Source organism: Oceanobacillus sp. FSL K6-3682 (assembly GCF_037976165.1).
GTDB classification, from domain to species: Bacteria; Bacillota; Bacilli; order Bacillales; family Amphibacillaceae; genus Oceanobacillus; species Oceanobacillus sojae.
The window spans coordinates 1,567,537-1,586,550 of the sequence record NZ_CP150263.1; the positions used below are offsets into that span (position 1 = coordinate 1,567,537).

General features: G+C 34.1%; 19 protein-coding genes. 16 read left to right on the top strand and 3 right to left on the bottom strand.

The annotated features are described in order from the left end of the window. Nucleotides 1-70: 70 nt before the first annotated feature. Entirely contained in the window at nt 71-523 is a 453-nt protein-coding gene (locus MHH51_RS07965) for a DNA cytosine methyltransferase (protein WP_339285436.1), read from the top strand. Nucleotides 524-1,271: 748 nt separating this feature from the next. Here MHH51_RS07965 and MHH51_RS07970 read toward each other — a convergent pair. After that, entirely contained in the window at nt 1,272-1,715 is a 444-nt protein-coding gene (locus MHH51_RS07970; protein ID WP_339285438.1) for an SRPBCC domain-containing protein, read from the bottom strand. A gap of 489 nt (nt 1,716-2,204) precedes the next feature. On the opposite strand from MHH51_RS07970, the gene MHH51_RS07975 reads away from it, so the two are divergent. The 12 genes from MHH51_RS07975 to MHH51_RS08030 all read left to right on the top strand — a co-directional run bounded on the left by MHH51_RS07975 (nt 2,205) and on the right by MHH51_RS08030 (nt 14,008). Beyond that, nucleotides 2,205-2,819 carry a PH domain-containing protein gene (locus MHH51_RS07975; RefSeq protein ID WP_339285440.1) on the top strand — a complete coding sequence of 205 codons (615 nt, stop codon included), beginning with the start codon at nt 2,205-2,207 and terminating at the stop codon, nt 2,817-2,819. Between the two features lie 149 nt (nt 2,820-2,968). Beyond that, complete coding sequence (locus MHH51_RS07980) at nt 2,969-3,403, top strand: VOC family protein (RefSeq protein ID WP_156987247.1); 435 nt, start codon at nt 2,969-2,971, stop codon at nt 3,401-3,403. A gap of 269 nt (nt 3,404-3,672) precedes the next feature. Next, nucleotides 3,673-4,662, top strand: coding sequence for an O-acetyl-ADP-ribose deacetylase (locus MHH51_RS07985; protein ID WP_339285442.1), 990 nt, complete (start codon nt 3,673-3,675; stop codon nt 4,660-4,662). Nucleotides 4,663-4,754: 92 nt separating this feature from the next. After that, nucleotides 4,755-5,408 carry a hypothetical protein gene (locus tag MHH51_RS07990; RefSeq protein ID WP_339285443.1) on the top strand — a complete coding sequence of 218 codons (654 nt, stop codon included), beginning with the start codon at nt 4,755-4,757 and terminating at the stop codon, nt 5,406-5,408. 418 nt (nt 5,409-5,826) lie between these two features. After that, nucleotides 5,827-6,774 carry a Gfo/Idh/MocA family oxidoreductase gene (locus tag MHH51_RS07995; protein ID WP_339285445.1) on the top strand — a complete coding sequence of 316 codons (948 nt, stop codon included), beginning with the start codon at nt 5,827-5,829 and terminating at the stop codon, nt 6,772-6,774. Nucleotides 6,775-6,791: 17 nt separating this feature from the next. After that, entirely contained in the window at nt 6,792-8,720 is a 1,929-nt protein-coding gene (locus tag MHH51_RS08000; protein WP_339285446.1) for a PTS sugar transporter subunit IIA, read from the top strand. 2 nt (nt 8,721-8,722) lie between these two features. Next, nucleotides 8,723-9,169: a PTS sugar transporter subunit IIA gene (locus MHH51_RS08005; protein ID WP_147209747.1), complete on the top strand. Its 447-nt coding sequence runs from the start codon at nt 8,723-8,725 to the stop codon at nt 9,167-9,169. A gap of 58 nt (nt 9,170-9,227) precedes the next feature. After that, on the top strand, nt 9,228-10,616 hold the full coding sequence (locus MHH51_RS08010) for a fructose-specific PTS transporter subunit EIIC (protein WP_147209746.1): 1,389 nt from the start codon (nt 9,228-9,230) through the stop codon (nt 10,614-10,616). A 1-nt stretch (nt 10,617) separates the two neighbouring features. Then, entirely contained in the window at nt 10,618-11,481 is an 864-nt protein-coding gene (locus MHH51_RS08015; protein ID WP_339285449.1) for a ketose-bisphosphate aldolase, read from the top strand. A 565-nt stretch (nt 11,482-12,046) separates the two neighbouring features. Further along, nucleotides 12,047-12,508 carry a VanZ family protein gene (locus tag MHH51_RS08020; protein WP_339285450.1) on the top strand — a complete coding sequence of 154 codons (462 nt, stop codon included), beginning with the start codon at nt 12,047-12,049 and terminating at the stop codon, nt 12,506-12,508. Nucleotides 12,509-12,885: 377 nt separating this feature from the next. After that, a complete protein-coding gene (locus MHH51_RS08025) occupies nt 12,886-13,413 on the top strand; it encodes a hypothetical protein (RefSeq protein ID WP_339285452.1) in 528 nt (175 codons plus the stop codon). Then, nucleotides 13,364-14,008 carry a GGDEF domain-containing protein gene (locus MHH51_RS08030; protein ID WP_339285454.1) on the top strand — a complete coding sequence of 215 codons (645 nt, stop codon included), beginning with the start codon at nt 13,364-13,366 and terminating at the stop codon, nt 14,006-14,008. Before MHH51_RS08025 ends, MHH51_RS08030 begins: the two co-directional genes overlap by 50 nt. A gap of 198 nt (nt 14,009-14,206) precedes the next feature. Here the strand turns inward: MHH51_RS08030 and dps are convergent, their stop codons facing one another. Continuing rightward, nucleotides 14,207-14,692 (bottom strand): DNA starvation/stationary phase protection protein Dps, encoded by a 486-nt coding sequence (gene dps / locus MHH51_RS08035; RefSeq protein ID WP_147209741.1) that lies wholly within the window; start codon nt 14,690-14,692, stop codon nt 14,207-14,209. Between the two features lie 807 nt (nt 14,693-15,499). Here dps and MHH51_RS08040 point away from each other — a divergent pair. After that, nucleotides 15,500-15,886 (top strand): hypothetical protein, encoded by a 387-nt coding sequence (locus tag MHH51_RS08040; RefSeq protein WP_339285456.1) that lies wholly within the window; start codon nt 15,500-15,502, stop codon nt 15,884-15,886. Between the two features lie 58 nt (nt 15,887-15,944). On the opposite strand, the gene ucpA is transcribed toward MHH51_RS08040, so the two are convergent. Further along, nucleotides 15,945-16,742 carry an SDR family oxidoreductase UcpA gene (gene ucpA / locus MHH51_RS08045; RefSeq protein ID WP_147209739.1) on the bottom strand — a complete coding sequence of 266 codons (798 nt, stop codon included), beginning with the start codon at nt 16,740-16,742 and terminating at the stop codon, nt 15,945-15,947. A 244-nt stretch (nt 16,743-16,986) separates the two neighbouring features. Between ucpA and MHH51_RS08050 the strand changes: the two genes are divergently transcribed. Continuing rightward, on the top strand, nt 16,987-17,556 hold the full coding sequence (locus tag MHH51_RS08050) for a GNAT family protein (RefSeq protein ID WP_147209738.1): 570 nt from the start codon (nt 16,987-16,989) through the stop codon (nt 17,554-17,556). A gap of 113 nt (nt 17,557-17,669) precedes the next feature. Further along, complete coding sequence (locus MHH51_RS08055; RefSeq protein WP_339286283.1) at nt 17,670-18,983, top strand: D-serine ammonia-lyase; 1,314 nt, start codon at nt 17,670-17,672, stop codon at nt 18,981-18,983. The last annotated feature ends 31 nt before the right edge of the window (nt 18,984-19,014 follow it).

Below are 19,014 nucleotides of genomic sequence, written 5' to 3' on the forward strand. Positions count from 1 at the left end.
TTGAAACGTTATGTGAACGGTATTTACTGACAGATAGCGTTTTTTTGTATTCAAAATTAGAGGCGAAATAATGATTAAACTCAAAAATGATAAAGAATTAAAAATTGGAAGCCTTTTTGATGGTATTGGAATTTTTCCTTTAGCAGCTTCTTGTTATGGAATGAAACATGTTTGGGCAAGCGAAGTAGAAAAAGCACCAATTTCTATTACTAAACATTATTTTACCAACATGCTTCATCTTGGGGATATTACAAAAGTAAATGGAGGAGAAATACCTCTTGGATGGTTCTCATCTGACATGCTTTTTTTATGGTTTAAAAGCAGGAAGGGAGAAAGATATATGATGTCTTTAAAAGAACAGGAAATATACGAAGAAAAGGTGATGGAGTGGATTGGGGATCATTTTGTGTTGAATGAGGTTGAAATTGAAGACTATCCGTTTTTTCTTCATGGAAAATTATTTCGAGATAAACAAGGCGAATCAATAGGTGTTTTTTTGGTGTGTGATATATGGACGTGTTGATTATCGTTTTCAAGACGCATAAACAGTTGCGATTGAAAGAATAAACTATTCTATTTTTTATAATATTCCACTGCCAATGAGCACTATCTCGAATAAAAATAGTGCTCTTTTTATGGGCAACTTTACCAATGTGGAATTATTTAATCGACAACATCCCCGAATTAGGATATTTGGGGAGGTGGAGCCTGCACCATCATTCTTTCAATTAAATCACAGTACCTTTTTCATAACGAGTCCAGTCTGAGGGTCGTTTATGTTATTCCAAGCATGAAAAAGACCATTACCAGTATATCGTTAAAATTAAAATCATCTGCTCCAGTCATATTAATCCTTCACAAGTAATTAAGAAAATCTGTGATTGAACTCATAAGCAAAAAACTTTGCGAACAAGTAACGTTTCATAAACAAGTTTTCCATACAAAAGTACTGAGGGGAGAAGCCTATTTGGAATTATGCACAAGTACATGAAACACAAGGACTCCAGGCTCTAAGCAATGCGTTTTTGGATGCTGATTTTCAGAAAGCCGTGGATTAAAAAGCATTAGTGCTTCTCAGCTTGCTCGTAAAACAATGAAATCAATCTTTCCATTTTAGCAACGCTGGTGATGATATAATAATTATTTGTTTCTTATCTATCGAAGATTTAATTCTACTAAATTCATTTTTGTTTTTCTGATATAACTTTATAGTCCTCAATTTATTGACATAAATTAAGAAAGATAATTATGGTTATTTAAGATGTTCCTAACTAATGAATTAATGATGCTCTCAAATCACAAATTCCATTTTCTAAATAACCCTTTAAACAAGTTAACATATATACCCAACCTTCTTTTTGTCCCAGCATTTTGCTTACTATTTCAGGATCATGTTCATTCAGGCCAGATTCGTTCACTTCAATAATTGTACTCGTATTATCTAACTCTTTTAGTGTAATTGTAACAACTGTTACTTCATTAGATTCTTCACCCCATGAAAATTTGATTTCCTTATTTTTCTCAACTTTTAATACATTTATTATACCTTCTGCTTCATATTCATCATATCTCAAAGTGATGGACTTGCCTTGTTCCCAACTCTCGGAACTCGAAGAGAACCAGAAATTTCCGATTTTCAAAGGGTCTATTATTGCTTCAAACACCTCATTAGATGGTTTATATATTTTAAATTTTGTAGTTACTTGAGTATTCATAACAAAATCAACTCTCTTTCAAATTATTTTATACTTTTTTATCATTATATAATAAATGATGAAAAAGATAAAAAGCACCATTATTATTTCAATAGGATTTGACTAAGTAGTAGCATAACACCCTGAAAATTTTATCATAATTTATTTTTATAATTTTAGGCATTCACTTACCTGGACGCTTATTTTTGATTTTAATCTTTCTAAATGTAATCGCATTTCAGATCCTGAAAATTCAATAGTCAGTTGTAAATAATGTGAAATTTTCAATATGTATTACCAGCAACTCAAATAGTCAGCTTTGCTGTAAGTTAAAAATTCAAAGGTGAATAATATATAGCGGTGAATCATAATTTTCCCGCCTAATAGATTCCTATTAATAGATAATTACGATAAAATAATATTGTTAAAATAAATTACTACAGAATCAACTCTCAGTTCTGAATGAATAATTTCCGCTTAGAGAAGATTTATTGGAGGAGGAATTGCTGCATGTTTAAAAAGATTGCTAGTGATGCATTAGGATTAAGTGATATTGGAAAAATTATTCGCCCGGATGATTTCGATAAAACGGAATCAGATGATTACGTATTGCATGAAGAAGGAGAGCAAATTCATTTTCTGATTAAATCTAAATCAGATGAGTATTGCTTTACAAACCGTGCCCTGATCCACTTAGATGGGGAAAAGGCAACAAGTAGTAAGCGGAATATTTATCGCTATGATTACTATCGCTATCCTATTCAAAATATTTCCGTTGAAACGGCTGGTACGATTGATCTCGATCTTGAAATAAAATTTACAATCGGCAGTCAGCCTATTTCTGTAGATATAGAGAAAAAAGAAGGCGAGGCTATTGCTGATTTATATAAATCATTAGTTACTATTTCACATATCCAGGACAGTGATGCACGTGTTAAAGGCTATGCAAAAGATAGCCTGGAATTATCCAAAACTTTATTCACTGACAATCGCATCCAGGAAGGAACCATTGCTAATGAATTTGAAAAAGCTGCTAAATTTGCTTTTGATTGGCTAAATACAACATACAATGAGAATACAAGAAAAGATTTTGGCGATATCTTTAATAAATATATCCAAAATTAATAAGGATTATTTTTAATGAATGATGTTTCTTGATATAATACTGCAATCTGGTTTTCGTCAGTAGCTTCTGAATAAAAACAAGTGCATTGCAGAAGATAGAAGAACAATCGATAGCCATGAAAAATAATTAAAAGTCAGGAGAATGCCAAATGGTCAATGGAGTGGAATTTGATTTTGTTGTAAAAGACAGCAAAGCTGCGCTGGAGCAATACAAATCTATTTTTGATGTAGAAGTAGTAGAGGTGACAAATTTTAAGACAGGAAACAATGAAGCGGTGTTCAATATCTTTGGCACACGTTTTCATATGCTTGATGAGAATCCTGAATATCAGTTATTTGCTCCGAAAGAAGGGGATACGCAATCATTTTGGTTTAATGTCGTAGTCCCAAACATTCAAGAAACATATGACAAAGCGATGGCTGCTAATGCAACAGAAATACAGCCTGTCACAAGAATGGAGGAAATGGGTATTTCTAATGCCATGTTTTCCGATAGCTATGGGTATGTATGGATGTTACATGAGATTCATCGTGAAGTATCCTTTGAAGAACGCGTAGATATTTTAAGTAAAGATTTTGAATAAGTATTCTGTGCTTAAATAGCGCAGGATTTTTAAGGACAAACAGCTTTCTATTATACATTAACTTATTGAAGAAGGGCGCTTACTAATTCCTTTATGGAAGATAGAAGCGTCTTTTTATTTAAAAAACTATTTTTAATAAAAAATTCATATGAGAAATGCAAATATAGTTGCTGCCACCCCTTTGGATAATTCTATCTTCATTTGCAACCATATACTAACTTTTCTATAAACATGATAAAATGTAAAGCAAGTCATCTGGAGGTGTCTTTATGCCATTTCAAATTATTCGCAACGATATAACAAAAGTCCAGACAGATGCAATTGTGAATCCAGCTAATTCCACTTTGCTTGGAGGCGGCGGGGCTGATGGAGCAATCCATAGAGCGGCAGGACCTGAATTATTAGAGGAATGCCGCACTCTTGGAGGATGTAAAACAGGACAAGCTAAAATAACAAAGGGCTATCAGTTACCTGCCGAGTATGTTATTCACACTGTCGGACCAGTCTGGCATGGCGGAAAAAGTAATGAAGAGAAATTGCTGTCGGATTGCTATCGGCATTCCCTTGCATTAGCAAAGGAATATCAATTAGAGAGCATTGCTTTTCCACTCATCTCTTCGGGTGTTTACGGATATCCCAAGGATAAAGCGTTTAAAGTGGCAGTCTCCGTAATTAGCGATTTTTTGTTACAGAATGAGATGCAGGTTTATCTTGTTGTGTTTGATAATGCCGCATTTACCTTGTCAGAGAAGCTGTTTTCATCCATTAAGCAATATATTGATGATAAGTATGTAGAAGAACCGCCTGCAGATCGGGGAAATCGGTATGATGAAGTACGTCTTTTTAAAGAGGCTTCTTTGGGAGAACCAGAGGATGAATATGTAAGCAAGAGAAACTTAACAGAAGTTGTTAACGGTATGGAAGCAACTTTTTCACAGATGCTGCTGCGCTTGATTGATGAAAAAGGTATGTCAGATGCAGAAGCGTATAAAAAAGCAAATATCGACCGGAAGCTGTTTTCAAAAATCCGTAATGATGTTCATTATCAGCCAAGTAAGTCTACAGTTATTTCCTTTGCGATGGCATTAAAGCTAAATCTTGATGAAACAAGGGATTTGTTACTTCGTGCCGGCTTTGCACTTTCACGAAGCAGTAAATTTGATATTATCATCGAGTATTTTATTGAAAAAGAAAATTATAATATTTTGGAGATCAATGAAGCTTTATTTGCTTTTGATCAAAAGCTTCTGGGAGTGTAAAGCACAGCAGAAATATGTCGCTTTGTATGCGACCTTTTTATTCATAGAGAATGATATTCTATCATCATAATAAGTGATTAGGAGATGATAGAATGAAAAAAGATTTAACAGAACTTGTATTTATTTTGGACAGAAGTGGTTCAATGAGAGGGCTTGAAGGAGAGACAATCTATGGATATAACACCCTCCTGGAGAAGCAGAAAAAGGAACCTGGTAATGCTGTTGTGACGACTGTTTTATTTGATAATGAGTATGAATTGCTGCATGATCGGGTGAATATTCAAGATATCGGGCCAATCACAGATAAAGAATATAATGTAAAAGGGTTTACGGCGCTTTTAGATGCAGCAGGAAAGACCGTGAACAACATCGGCAATGCATTAAAAAATACAGTTGAAGCGGAACGGCCGGAAAATGTGATGTTCGTCATTATTACGGATGGCCTGGAAAACGCAAGCCGGGAATTCGATTATGAAAAAGTCCATAAGATGATTGAACATCAAAAGAGTAAATATAACTGGGAATTTATTTTTCTTGGTGCAAATATCGATGCAGTTGCTGCAGCCGGCCGTTTTGGCATCGGAAAAGACAGAGCAGCAAATTACCATGCAGATAGTGTGGGGACCTCGCTTAATTATGATGTTATCAGTGAAACAGTAAGTCATTTTCGCTCCAATCATAGTATTTCCGAGAACTGGAAGGAACAGCTTGAAGATGATTTCGGGATGCGGGATGGTCAGGAATAAAAGTCTCAGTATTAATTTTTCTGTTGTATTTAAGTATAGTGTAAAAACAAGTGTGTGATTGTAATCTTTATGAGACCATTAATCAGGGGGAGAACTCCTTCGATTAATGGTTTTTTAGAAAGATAGGATAAATAAAAATATGAAGTTAAAACTGTGACCTTGAAATTCATAATAGGAATATTCTTCTAAATACTTACATTTGATTATCAAGGGAGCAGCTGGCCCAAATTGTAAGTCTGAACTGGTTGTATCAGGAGCGAATAACTTGTATTAAAAAGTATATAAATTCATCTGTATAGCGATTTTTATTCTGCTGCTGTTTGGTCAATGTCGTAAAAAAAAGATTTATTGAATACCCTTTTTAAATAAAATGCCTGCTATACTTTAATCAAATCTTAAAAGGAAGCGAGGTAATAATGTGAATTGGGGGATTATAGGTCTTGGAAATATTGCTCACGAATTTGCTGAAAGTATGGAAGCAGCAGGGTCTGTTTATGGGGTCAGCTCAAGAAATTATCAAAAAGCTTTAGATTTTCAAAATCAGTACAATATTAAGAAGGTATATAAATCATATGAAGAATTATTAAACGATAGGGATATTGATATTGTGTATATAGCTACCGTTAATTCACAACATTATCAAAACATCATGGATTGTTTAAAGAGTGGGAAGCATGTTTTATGTGAAAAAGCGATTTGGGATAACTATGAGGAACTAAAAAAAGCTTATTTATATGCACAAGAACATGATTTGATACTAGCTGAGGCAATGACAATTTATCATATGCCGCTTTTTACTAAAATTAAAAACTTAATAGAGCAAGGGAAACTGGGAAAAATAAAATATGTTAATGCTAATTTAGGTAGCTTAAAAGAAGATAACCCTTCGAATCGTTTTTTTAGTAAGGAATTAGGTGGTGGTGCCATGCTTGATATTGGCACATATGTGTTGTCATTCTTACGTTTTTTTCTGCAAGATGAAATTATCGAGATAAAGCATGTAATGTCAAAATATAAAACAGGTGTTGATGAGATGTGGAGTATAGCCGTTAAAACAGATAAGGATATTATCGGGAACGCAAACATAACATTTCGATCAAAACTCCCTAAAAAAGCAATTATTGCTGGAGAGAAAGCTTATATAACAATCGATAACTATGTCAGAGCTGATAAAGCTGTCGTTACCTATCCTGATGGGAAAGAAGAAACGATTAAATGCGGAAATACAAATAATGCCTTAATGTATGAAATTTTAGATATTGAAGAAACAATCAAGAATAGGAAAGCAGGCAAAGATTATATAAATCAAACGATGGATGTTGTGTATCTTATGGATAAATTACTTACAATTGAAGGGCTAAAATAAAGTTTAGGGAGAATATTATGAAGAAACCAACAGTTGAGGATATCATTTATTATCTGCTTGAATGTTCATGTCCTGTAACGATTAAGGAAATTTCAAGACATTTTATGATTTCAGAAAAAACAGTGTGGAATAGACTTCATAATGAAATGTTGAATCAATTATTAGGGAATCGTGTTAAATTAATTCTAAAAAACAATGTTGGTATATATTTAGAAGGCGAAACAGAAGAATTAGGATCTTTAAAACGAAGAATTTTAAAAAGCCTTGGTTCAAAAAATTATCAGCATGAATTAAGACAAAATCATATTTTATTGGATTTGTTACTTGGAAAAGAAGAATATACAATTAAAGGATTAATGGACCGGCATCTAGTTTCGAGAAATCATATCATTCAAGATTTAAATGATTTGCAAAAATATATTGAGCCTCTGGACCTTGTTATTAAGAAAACACAAAATTCAGGGGTTAGTATTTTAGGAGATGAAATCTTAATAAGGCAGCTTCTTGAGAAAACTATTTTGCAAACAAGCTTTTTTTATAAGAAAAGCTTAAATAAAGATATAAAGTTTGATGAAGGGATTCAAATGGTTCTGGATGAACTTCTTCTGGAAAAAGAATTGGTTAGAGCCATTTATGTAGTTGAGAAAGTTCAACAGAAAATATTAAAACCCTTTACTGATGAAGGTAGAAAAGAGTTGATTCTTCAAATAATAATCAGTCAATATCGCAGCAGTATAGATAATGATATCCAATATGTAGAATACGATTTGGATAAAGATAAAATCCGATTTAGAGAATTTATCAAACTATTCTTAGATAACCAAATGTTCCTCAAAGAAAATGATTATATATATTTATGGAAAAGATGTGTTTTGAACCGTTTTGCATCCAATGATGACTATCAAATAAATAATAAATTATTAGAAATGTCCCGAAGCCTGTTAAATTCGATTATGGATATTAAATATAATGAAGAAAATGAACTTTTAATTAAAAATTTGGCGTATCATTTATCCCAGGCTATTAATCGAAGTAAAGAAGGGATAAAACCCAATAATCCAATATTACCCAAAATAAAACAAGAATACGGGAAATTTTATTCGATGGTGCTTACCAATGTTCAAATAATTGAAGAAGAATTTAATGTATCATTTAATGAAGATGAGATAGGTTTTATAACGATATACATTAGTTCAATTTATGAAACAAACCTTAATAAAGAATTTCATAAGGTTTTATTGATTAGTGATAGCGGGATTGGTCAAACTCAATTAATGGCAATGCGGCTTATGAAAAAATTTCAAAATTTATTAATACATGATATGAAAACTACAATGAACATTGAAGAATTTCAATTACAAAATTGTGATGTGATTTTAACCACAAGACCTATTCTAACTAAACCAATTTATAGAAACAAGATAATAAGAATCTCAAATTTTGTGAGTGAGGATGATATTGAAAAAATTAAAGAGCACTTAAATAAAAAATATATCTTAAAAACTAATGAAAACGATTTCCTTAATAGTGATATCGATTTTAGGTTCTTTCGAAGTGATTCTGATAGCAGGGAAGATATATTAAATAGATATATTCAAATTGCAACAAATGAAGAGTATTGTACAAATAGGTTATTAGAAAGTGTATTTGAGCGTGAAAAAAGATCATCTACTTCAATAGGGCAAGGAATCGCCATACCACATGGGAACAGTGCATATATTAAAAAACAAGCTGTATTTATTATCAAAAATAATAAAAAAGTGTCATGGGGAAAGGAAGAAGTCGATATCGTATTACTTTTGCTATTAAGATTTGAAAAACTGAGTGAAAATAGAAACTTTTTTGTCAGACTATATAGCTGTTTAGAAAGAACTGAATTAATTAGAAATATTGATAATGAAAATCAATTAGAAGAATTGAAAAAGTATATTTTAAAAGGAGATTGAAAATGAAGTTTGAACAACTATTCTCTAGAAATAGAGTTTTATTTGAATATGAATTAACTAAACACGAATTAATTAAGAAAATGTGTGTAGCTTTCTTTGAAGACGGAATAGTCTCAAATTTAGAACAATTTGAATTGGATATTTATAAAAGAGAAGAAGAATATAGCACCTATGTCGGACACGGAATAGCTATTCCTCATGCTATTTCAAAACAGGTTAAGGAAGCTGGGATTTGTTTTTTAAAACTAGAACATAACCTCTCATATGGAGAAAGGGAAGAAGATGTAAGATTGGTATTTATGCTGGCTATTCCTGAAAATTCAAGCGAAAACCATTTACGAATATTAAGTTCACTTGCGAAAAATCTAATGAAAGAAGATTTTAGGAAATTATTGGAATATTCTAACGATATTGATGATTTTTACAGAGCAATTAAAACAATTCAATAACGGTTGTATTCATTTATATCTAACAAACTTTTGATATAACAGAAAGGGAGGAAATAAATTGACCAGATTAGTAGCTGTTACAACATGCCCGACTGGAGTTGCTCATACTTATATGGCTGCTGAAGCAATTATAGAAGCGGCTAAAGAAAAAGATATTTGGGTTAAAGTTGAGACACAAGGTGCTTTGGGAGCAGAGAATATTCTTTCTGAAGATGAAATAATGAATGCAGATGTTGTTTTAATTGCTTCTGGTAAGAAAGTGAATAAAGACCGTTTTGAAGGTAAAAAAGTTTTTGAAGCAGATATCTCCAGAGCTATTAAAGATGCTGCCGGGTTAATAGATGAGGCATTTCAAAGTGCAAAAGTTCAAGAAAATAAAATATCTGAAAGTCCAGATGGTAAAGAAACGAAAAATAAAGAACTGCCAGAAGTCTATAAACACTTAATGACCGGTGTTAGTTTTATGACCCCAGTTGTAGTGGCTGGGGGAATATTACTAGCTATCAGTTTTATCTGGGGATTGGATTCTTCAACAGAAGGTGATCCATCGTATAATCCAATTGCTGCCGCATTAAATTTAATTGGTGGAGGGGACGGTGCATTAGGACTTATGGTCCCGGTTCTCGCTGCAGGAATTGCATATTCTATTGCCAATAGAGCAGGAATAACATCAGGACTATTGAGTGGTTTGATAGCTCAAATAATAGGGGCAGGTTTTCTTGGAGGAATAATTGGTGGGTTTTTAGCTGGCTATATCACCAAATATTTAATTAAATGGATCAAAGTTCCTAAAAGTATTGAATCAATAAAAGCTGTTTTATTAGTTCCTGTATTATCTGTAGGCCTCACAGGTTTAATTTTAATTTTTGTTATAGGCACTCCGATCGCAGCTTTATTGGATATCCTTGAAACAGCATTAAGTAATTTAGAGACCGGCAATAAAATATTATTAGGTATTATTACAGGTAGTATGATGGCTTTTGATATGGGTGGACCGCTTAATAAATCTATCTTTGCATTTAGTATGATTGCTTTTGCGGAAGGTAATTATGAGCCTTTTGCAGCTGTTATGGCTGGGGGAGTAACTCCACCGCTTGCTTTAGCCCTATCCACTATTTTATTTAAAAACAAATACTCTGTAGAAGAGAAAGAAATGGGTAAATCAGCCTGGATCTTAGGAGCATCAAATATTACTGAAGGTGCAATTCCATTTGCAGTAAGCGATCCATTGCGAGTCATACCATGTATTATGATTGGTAGTTCTGTTTCGTCGACATTGTCACTTATATTTGAAGCCGCTTGCCGGGTTCCGCATGGCGGTTTATGGGCGACTTTAATACCGAATGTATTTGATAATCCATTACTTTGGGTATTTGGTATTTGCTGTGGCACAGTAGTAGGGGCAATTTTACTGGGCTTAGTAAAAAAAGGAGGTGTACATCAATAATATGATTTATAACATGAGAGATGTTTTACAAGTTGCAAGAAAAAACCAATTCGCTGTACCTGCATTCAATATTAGCAGTCTTGAAATGTTAAAAGCCGTTATAAAAAAATCTGAAGAATTAAATGCTCCAGTTATTATTGAAATTCATCCAGATGAATTAGCTTATATGGGACTTGAATGGATGGCAACCATAAAAGAGTACGCTCAAGGCGCTAAAGTTCCTGTTGTCATTCATCTTGATCATGGTAGAACAATTGATGAAGTTATGAAAGCTGTCCAAGCTGGATTCACTTCTGTAATGTTTGATGGTTCACTAATGGAATATAATCAAAATGTGATTGAAACTCAAAACGTTGTTCAACTTATGAAAAGTTTGAATATATCAGTTGAGGGAGAATTAGGTACAATTGGTAATACAGGAAATAGTGCTGAAACAAGTTCAAGCGAAATTATCTATACTAATCCAATTGAAGCAATTGACTTTGTAGAGAAAACAAATATTGATAGCTTTGCAGTTGCTGTTGGAACAGCACATGGTTTATATCCAAAAGGAAAGCGCCCACGTTTAAACATTAAATTGTTAGAAGAAATTAGCTCTAAAATAAAGATACCTCTCGTTCTTCATGGCGGTAGCGGCAATACAGACAAAGAACTTAAAAAAGCCGTTTTGTTAGGGATTGCAAAGATCAATATATCAAGTGATATTAAAAGTGCATTTTTTAATCAGATGAGAATCGTATTATCAAATAATGGCCTATATGAGCCGAATCAAATATATCCCTCATGTATGAATAAGGTGAAAGAAGTTGTTGAACATAAAATGAATATCTTCAATACGGCAGGAAAAGCAGCCTTATATGGTTAAATTTTCATCGTCATGAAATAAAATTATAAATGCCTTATACCAACATAGAAGTAGAATAGGTATACACATAAAAGGAATAAAGAAATGGGGAATTCTCCTCTCTTTATTCCTTTTAGTATTTGTTAGTTATTGCATTTAAAATGTTTTACCGCAATGGGAACATATTATAGAAGAAGTAACCAGCTTAGCAAAAAAAGATAGATTGTTAAAATATAATTGGAAAAGCTAAGCTAGTACTTTGAAAGGGGATTTTCTTGTCTACTTTTTCATATTTTTTTGTTTCATGTTTTTTATACAATTGTTCTATGAAGCAAACTTAGATAGAAACAAAAATGAAAAAAATTTTAATAGAACTGCAAGGCGATATATGGATTAATAGCGTATAATGTCAATTATAATAAATATTTCACTTTAGCTTGTAATAGTATAGTAAACTGGGTTTATCCAAGCTTAGTCAGTAAACAAGAAAGAAGCTGACACACGCAGTTGTATAGTGATAAATACACTATAGCTATGTTCTGCTGTGTATATCTACATATAAAAATATACAAAAGGAGACAGTTACATGTACAAATCACTCTCCTGGATTGCTGTTATATTTTGGATGGCACTTATTTTTTATTTATCACATCAGCCAGCTGCAATTTCCAATGAACTCAGTTCAGGAATTACAAAAATGATTGTAAATACCTTGGATAAACTTGCTTCACAATTCCAGTTTAACATTGAAGATCTGCACCATATCGTTAGAAAAAATGCGCATTTTTTTGCCTACTTAACGCTGGGTATTCTCGTTTTGAACGGATTAAGAAGAAGTGGTGTAAATGCCAAGCAAGGTGCAGGGATTGCGCTGTTGATATGCATTCTATATGCCATAACAGATGAGGTGCATCAGCTGTATATCCCTGGAAGATCAGGAGAGGTAAGGGATGTTTTGATTGATAGTGCTGGTGCGAGTATAGGGATTATTATTTATTTCATTGTTTCCAGGCTTACAGGGTGGCTTAAGGATAAGCGTACCATCTGACTAATAGTTTATGGGATTTCGGGTAGAATAGGGGTATCTATATTGAAAGCAACAAATGAGTAAACTTTTTGTGAAGCTGTCTCTTCTTGTCAATGGAACAAGCGTAGAGGCGGTTTTATTCCTGTGAAAAAGGAAAGAAATACAGAAGTACTCAGGTTCGTTTTGTGTGCTAATATATTTCTTAAGAATGTTTAAATATACTTGAACAAATGCAATGTTGTATTTGATTTTTCTCTTTGAGGGAAAAAGTATCAAACAGGCTTTTATTACTTCATGAAGTGAAAAAAAGCAGGATAAATTTTATATTAATGAAATATACGAAGGTACGAGGTGTCTGTTTCATAGCAGAAAAAGATAAATAGAGTGTGAGGGAAAATATGGTACAGAATAAAATGATGTTAAACCCGGAAGTAAGAAAGGCGACCAATATTGATGAAATTGTAAAGGTATATGCAAAAATAGATGAAGGCTGGCTCCGATTTCATTATAAATTATCGATATGGCTGGTAGCCTTTGCCTTTATAATAGAATGTCTCCTTAGCATCATGATTGTCCAGACAGACCTATTAAGTACCTCCGTTCCTGTCTATATTTGGAGATATATTGCAGTGCCAAGCGGTGTGAACCTGATATGCATTGGCATCGGAACCGTTGTCATGCGTTCCCAGCGTATCTCACATCAGGTGAAAATGTATACGATATCTCTTCTTTTAGTTGCTGTAGCTTTTATTTTATTTACAATCCATACGATATTTGTATCGAGCTATTTTATTTTTGCGATTGCAATTATGTTGAGTACTGCCTATACGTGCTATAAGGTAACCACAGTAACAATAACAGCAAGTCTTATTGGTTTTGCTGTATCAGAAATATTTATTGTATGGGATACGGAGAAAAGAAGGTGATTTTTTAGTTGGATTAGTTATTCTCCTGGCTTTTTCTTTTATTTGTATGGTTTTTATTCACTACCAGAGAAAGAAAAATCTTGCCAGTATCCAGCTAGAATTAGAAAGATTCCGTTTAGAGAAAAAGCTGGAAATAGATGAAATGACAGGGGTCAATAATCGGACAGCTTTCCTGCGCAGTTTGAAAAATATTGAAGGTACTATGGATAAAAAGTATATTCTGGCTATCGTGGATATTGATAATTTCAAAAAAATTAATGATACATGGGGGCATTATAGTGGAGATGAATGTATTGTCCAATTTTCAAGAGTGTTAAAAGAAAATAGTGAAAAGTATACTCCTTACCGTTATGGTGGAGACGAATTTTGTCTGATTTTTCAAGATATAGATCTGGAAGAAGCAGAAGAAATTTGCGGGAGAATACAGGAACAGTTAAATAAAGTAGATATCAAAAAACTTCCTGATTTGAATCTGACAACAAGCATTGGAATGGCGGTATATATAGATGAAATGGAAGTTTCTGAATGGTTTGGCTGTGCAGATCGAGCTTTATACCAGGCGAAAGAGGTACGGAATGCGATAAGAGTTTATTGAGAATATGTAGGGAGCTTGTAATATGACATTGTTAATGTTACAAGAATAAAGATGATAAAAAAACGAAATCAGCGATGCTTCAATACGAAGTGTCGCTAATTTCATTAAAGAAACATGATTCTAGAAAATAACTAAAAGATTATAAGAAACGAAAAATCCTGGCTATTTTACAAAGACCGAGCTATTAGTATTTCATATTTATTCTGAGCTTCCATCTGTCAGATGAGATTCTAAAAACCAGAGGCTTTTATCCAGCTTACGAGATACCTCAGTAAATAAATCAGATGTATCCGGATCCTCGTCAGCCGAAATTTCAACCGCTTCCCGGATATTATTAGCCACAATTGCCCACCGTTCAGTCAGATTTTCAAGTACAAGAATATCTTTTGTATTTTGAAGTTCCCAGGCAGGAAGTCTTGTTTCTGATGCGATAAATTGTACCGGTTTTCCAGCAGACCCGCCTAAGCTTGCAGCCTGTTCCGCAAGAGAGTCAATTAATTCCGGAATTTCCCCGGCCAGGTCATCGAAAAATTCATGATAGGCAATGAAGTGTGGTCCACGGACGTTCCAATGTGCCAGCTTTGTCTGAATAAAAAGGTCAGTTAAGTCGGTTACCTGCTGATTAAGTAGTTCTATCATATGTTCTCTGGATTTTTCTGAATGTGCTTTTCTAAATGTACTCATTTTCTTTCCCTCCTGAAATGTTTTTCCTCCAATGTTTTCTGGATAGCCTCAACGGATGAATGTCTAAAGAGGCGGGAGTACCTTAATTGGCTGCAAAAATTATTAGCAAGATAGTATTGAGTAACTGAATCAATACAGTAATTCTAGATATAGCCGTGTAATTTAATGCTTAAGTATCAGGTACGTTTTGTTAAAAAACTGTTTAATTGTGCTACAGTTTTGTATCCATATAATCACATGAAAGGTATTTATTAAAATAATAAAGATACCCCTAAAATTACTAATACCCAATTTTATTAAATAGTAAACCTCTGCAATAAAAATCAGGAAAATATTGATGGTGAAAAATATAAAGATATATAGCTCTCATCAGTCAAATACAGTAAAACAAAATGCGTCCCAAATAACCTATTTCTAAAGTTGGAGGATCAGCATATAAAGGAACGCAATTTTAAATAAAATAATCTATCCAAATGAATATTATCTTCAAAAACTAAGTTAAAACAAATAAATATAGAGATGATAAGTAATTAAAAAGTAGATATTTATAAATACAACACATAACTTTTAATTTAAACGTAAGTGATTGAAGAAGAAAAGGCTTACCGTATTTATGCTGAATAATCTTTCAGAGATAAGGAAGGATTTATTTTTTGTTTTCGTGTAGGCTATTCTTATAGAGGTTGTGCAAAAAGTCTAATAAAACGACACTTCGAATTTCTATTCCGTCTTGAACTTCTTGGTCTTATTTATCGGACTTTTTGAACATGCACACATATACATTTTCTGGTAGGGAGGAAGCCCGCTATGAGAGAAGCAATTATGTTAATAGTGGATTTAATCAATGATATTCATGATGCGATTGCCGGTACATTTGGGGCTGGTATGACAGATAAAGAATTGCATTTCTGGATTTTTGGCATCCTGGGTATTGTAACGTTCTTTATTGTCTATATTGTATTTAAGATTCTGTCAAAAATAAAGTGGAGCATTGCTATTTTAGCATTTCTCTACACATTTACCGTGATGATCGTCCTTGTGTTTGCGGTTGAGATTCAGCAGGCTTATACACAACGGGGGAATATGGAATTTGCAGATGCGGTTATGGGTTTATGGGGATTTATTGTCTTTTTTGCTGTCTATGCAGTGATTGGTATTATAGGTTACTTTATCTATAAAGCTTTTAAGAAATAAACAAAGCACTTTGTCAGCGCTGGCAAGGTGCTTTGTTTATTTCAGGCTGTACCTGTCCTTATTCTATGCCTGCCGAAACAGATTCCGGTAACGTGCTTCCACCATCAATAACATACTGGCCGCCAGTCATATAGCTGGATTCATCACTTCCCAGAAAAGCTGCGAGCTCTCCAACCTCTTTAGGTAACCCAAGCCGGCGCATTGGAATAGCGGCTGCCATCTCTGTAAGAACAGATTCTGGATCATCAGGATTGGACGTTTTTGCAATACTCTCAGCCATTGGCGTCCGGGCATAACCTAATTGCATGGCATTCACACGAATATTTTTAGCCGCGTATTCTACCGCTAATGATTTTGTAAATCCTATTAATGCTGCTTTTGATAGGGCATATGCTACTTCACCGGGGTCAGCAACGATATCCCCTGTTACAGAAGACATTACCACAATGCTGCCGCCGCCATTTTCAAGCATATGCGGCAGGACTGCTTTGGTTGTATTCCACACGCCCTTGATATTTACATCAATGTGAAAATCAAGATCAGCATCACTCATTTCCAGGAAATCACCTAACTTACATACACCAGCAATCGCTGCCAGTATATCAATTTGACCAAATTTGTTTACAGTTTCTGCAGCAGCAGCTTTACACGATTCCACATCAGTGACATCTACAATTTGTGCGGCAACTTCGACATCGTATTCTTTTATAATTTCTTTAGCAACCTTTTCTACCTTTGGATGAACGTCAACAATCATTAAGTTAGCACCATGCTTGGCATAAACATGTGCAATTCCTTCGCCGAGCCCCATCGCCGCTCCTGTAATAAATGCAGTTTTTCCTTCCAGTTTTTTCATGAAATCGCCTCCAATTTAGTAGTAAATAGAATAATCTCACTTTTATTATAACGTACATTATTTGTGTATATATTTAAATACTTTAAATATCAAAATTTTGTCATGGAGAACGATCTGAAAACTTCAGTTGAAGGAAGCTTTGTTTTTATGAAATAGCGGTGGTAGAATACAAGAGAAATTTAATTAATTGAAAATTCGAAGCATATACGTGTATCTTAATTAAAAAGGGGAGAGGGGAACCAGAATGATAGATTTAGGCCATAAACCTGTATTGGAAGGTGAAAAAGTTATACTTAGACCTTTTAAAGAAGAAGATTTTCCTTATATAAAAGAATGCTTAACAGATTACGAAGTGTTAAAGCTGACCGGAAGTGATATGGATTTTGATTTTGAGGAGGAAGCGGAAATCATTCTTGATTGGTACCGTACAAGACATACACAAACTGACCGCTTGGATCTTGCCATTGTTGATCAATCTCAGGGCATCTTAGTAGGTGAAGCAGTAATCAATTTATACGATGAAACAAATCATAGTATGAATTTCCGGATTCTTATGGGTCCAAAGGGAAGGAATCGCGGTTTAGGAACGGAAGCAACGCAGCTTATTATTGATTATGTATTTAAAAACACAACACTTAATCAATTGACTTTAAGTGTTTTGGATTTCAATCCAAGAGCCCGGCATGTTTATGAAAAAGTCGGCTTTGTAAAGGACAATATCGATGAAAAAGAAGTGGAATTTGAAGGAAGGTGGATTGACTCTATTAATATGAAATTACCCAGGGAAAAATGGCTGAGTAAGAAAGAAGTTTAATAGAATCTCCGTCGTGAAAGTTATTTGTTCCATATGAAAGTGTTATAATCTTACTTAACAGTGCTAATTTAAGAAGAGGTGACAGAATAATGACAATCGTAAAAGGGAAAACGATGGAGAAATGGATTAGTGAGTTTCCGGACTTGGGTCCTGTCATAAATTATACACCGTTTTATTGGAGTAACCCTTATGTGAAGGATAACAAAACAGCTTTCCAGGGACAGCCGCTTCAATTAAAAGATATACAAGATGCAGAGGAACGCTTAAAACGCTTTGCTCCATTTATCGTCAAAGCTTATCCGGAGACGGAAAAAACAAGAGGAATTATTGAATCTCCACTGAAAAAAGGAAATCAGGTTAAAGAAAGAATGGAAACGATTACAGGACAAAGAATTCCCGGTGCTTTATACATCAAGCTGGACAGTCATTTACCTATTTCCGGTTCAATCAAAGCAAGAGGCGGTATTTATGAAGTACTTAAATATGCAGAAACATTACTGTTGGAGCATAACCTATTATCGGAAAAGGATGACTACAGTAAAATTGCAGAAGATAAGTACAGGGAATTTTTCTCGCAATATACGATTCTTGTAGGTTCAACAGGGAATTTGGGACTGAGTATTGGAGTGATTAGTGCTAAGCTTGGATTTCGTGTGGTGGTCCATATGTCTGCGGACGCAAAGAAATGGAAAAAGGATTTATTAAGAGAGCGGGGAGTTCAGGTAGTTGAACATCCATCAGATTATAGCAAGGCTGTGGAGGAAGGAAGAAAAGAAGCAGAAAATGATCCCCAAAGCTATTTTATTGATGATGAAAATTCAGAAGACTTATTCCTGGGATATACAGTGGCGGCTATTCGTTTGAAAAAGCAGCTGGAAGAACAAGAGATTCAAGTAAGTCTGGAGAAACCGCTGCATGTTTACTTACCATGTGGTGTTGGCGGTGGTCCTGGTGGTGTCGCATTTGGTTTGAAAGCTATCTTTGGTGATGCTGTAAAATGTTATTTTGCAGAACCGACACATTCTCCTTGTATGCTTATTGGAATGATGACGAGAATGCATAATGAGATTTCAGTGAGTGATTTTGGTTTAGATAACCGGACTGCCGCTGATGGACTAGCTGTCGGAAGGCCATCCGGTTTTGTTGGAAAAGTGATGGAGCCGCTGATAGAAGGAATCTATACGGTGAGTGATGAGCAAATGTTCCGGCTTATTGCTGAGATGGCCGATGCAGAAGGGGTTCATCTTGAGCCATCTGCAGTTACGGGATTAATGGGGCCTTCTTATGTCGTTCAAAATTACCCAAAAGTAACAGAAGAAGATACGCATTTAATCTGGGCTACCGGTGGAAGTATGGTTCCAGATGAAATTAAAAAAGCGGAGTATCAGAAAGGGTTGGAGTATAAAATAAATCCTGATGCAAAATAGCTATAATTATATAAAAGCGCAAATCAGACAT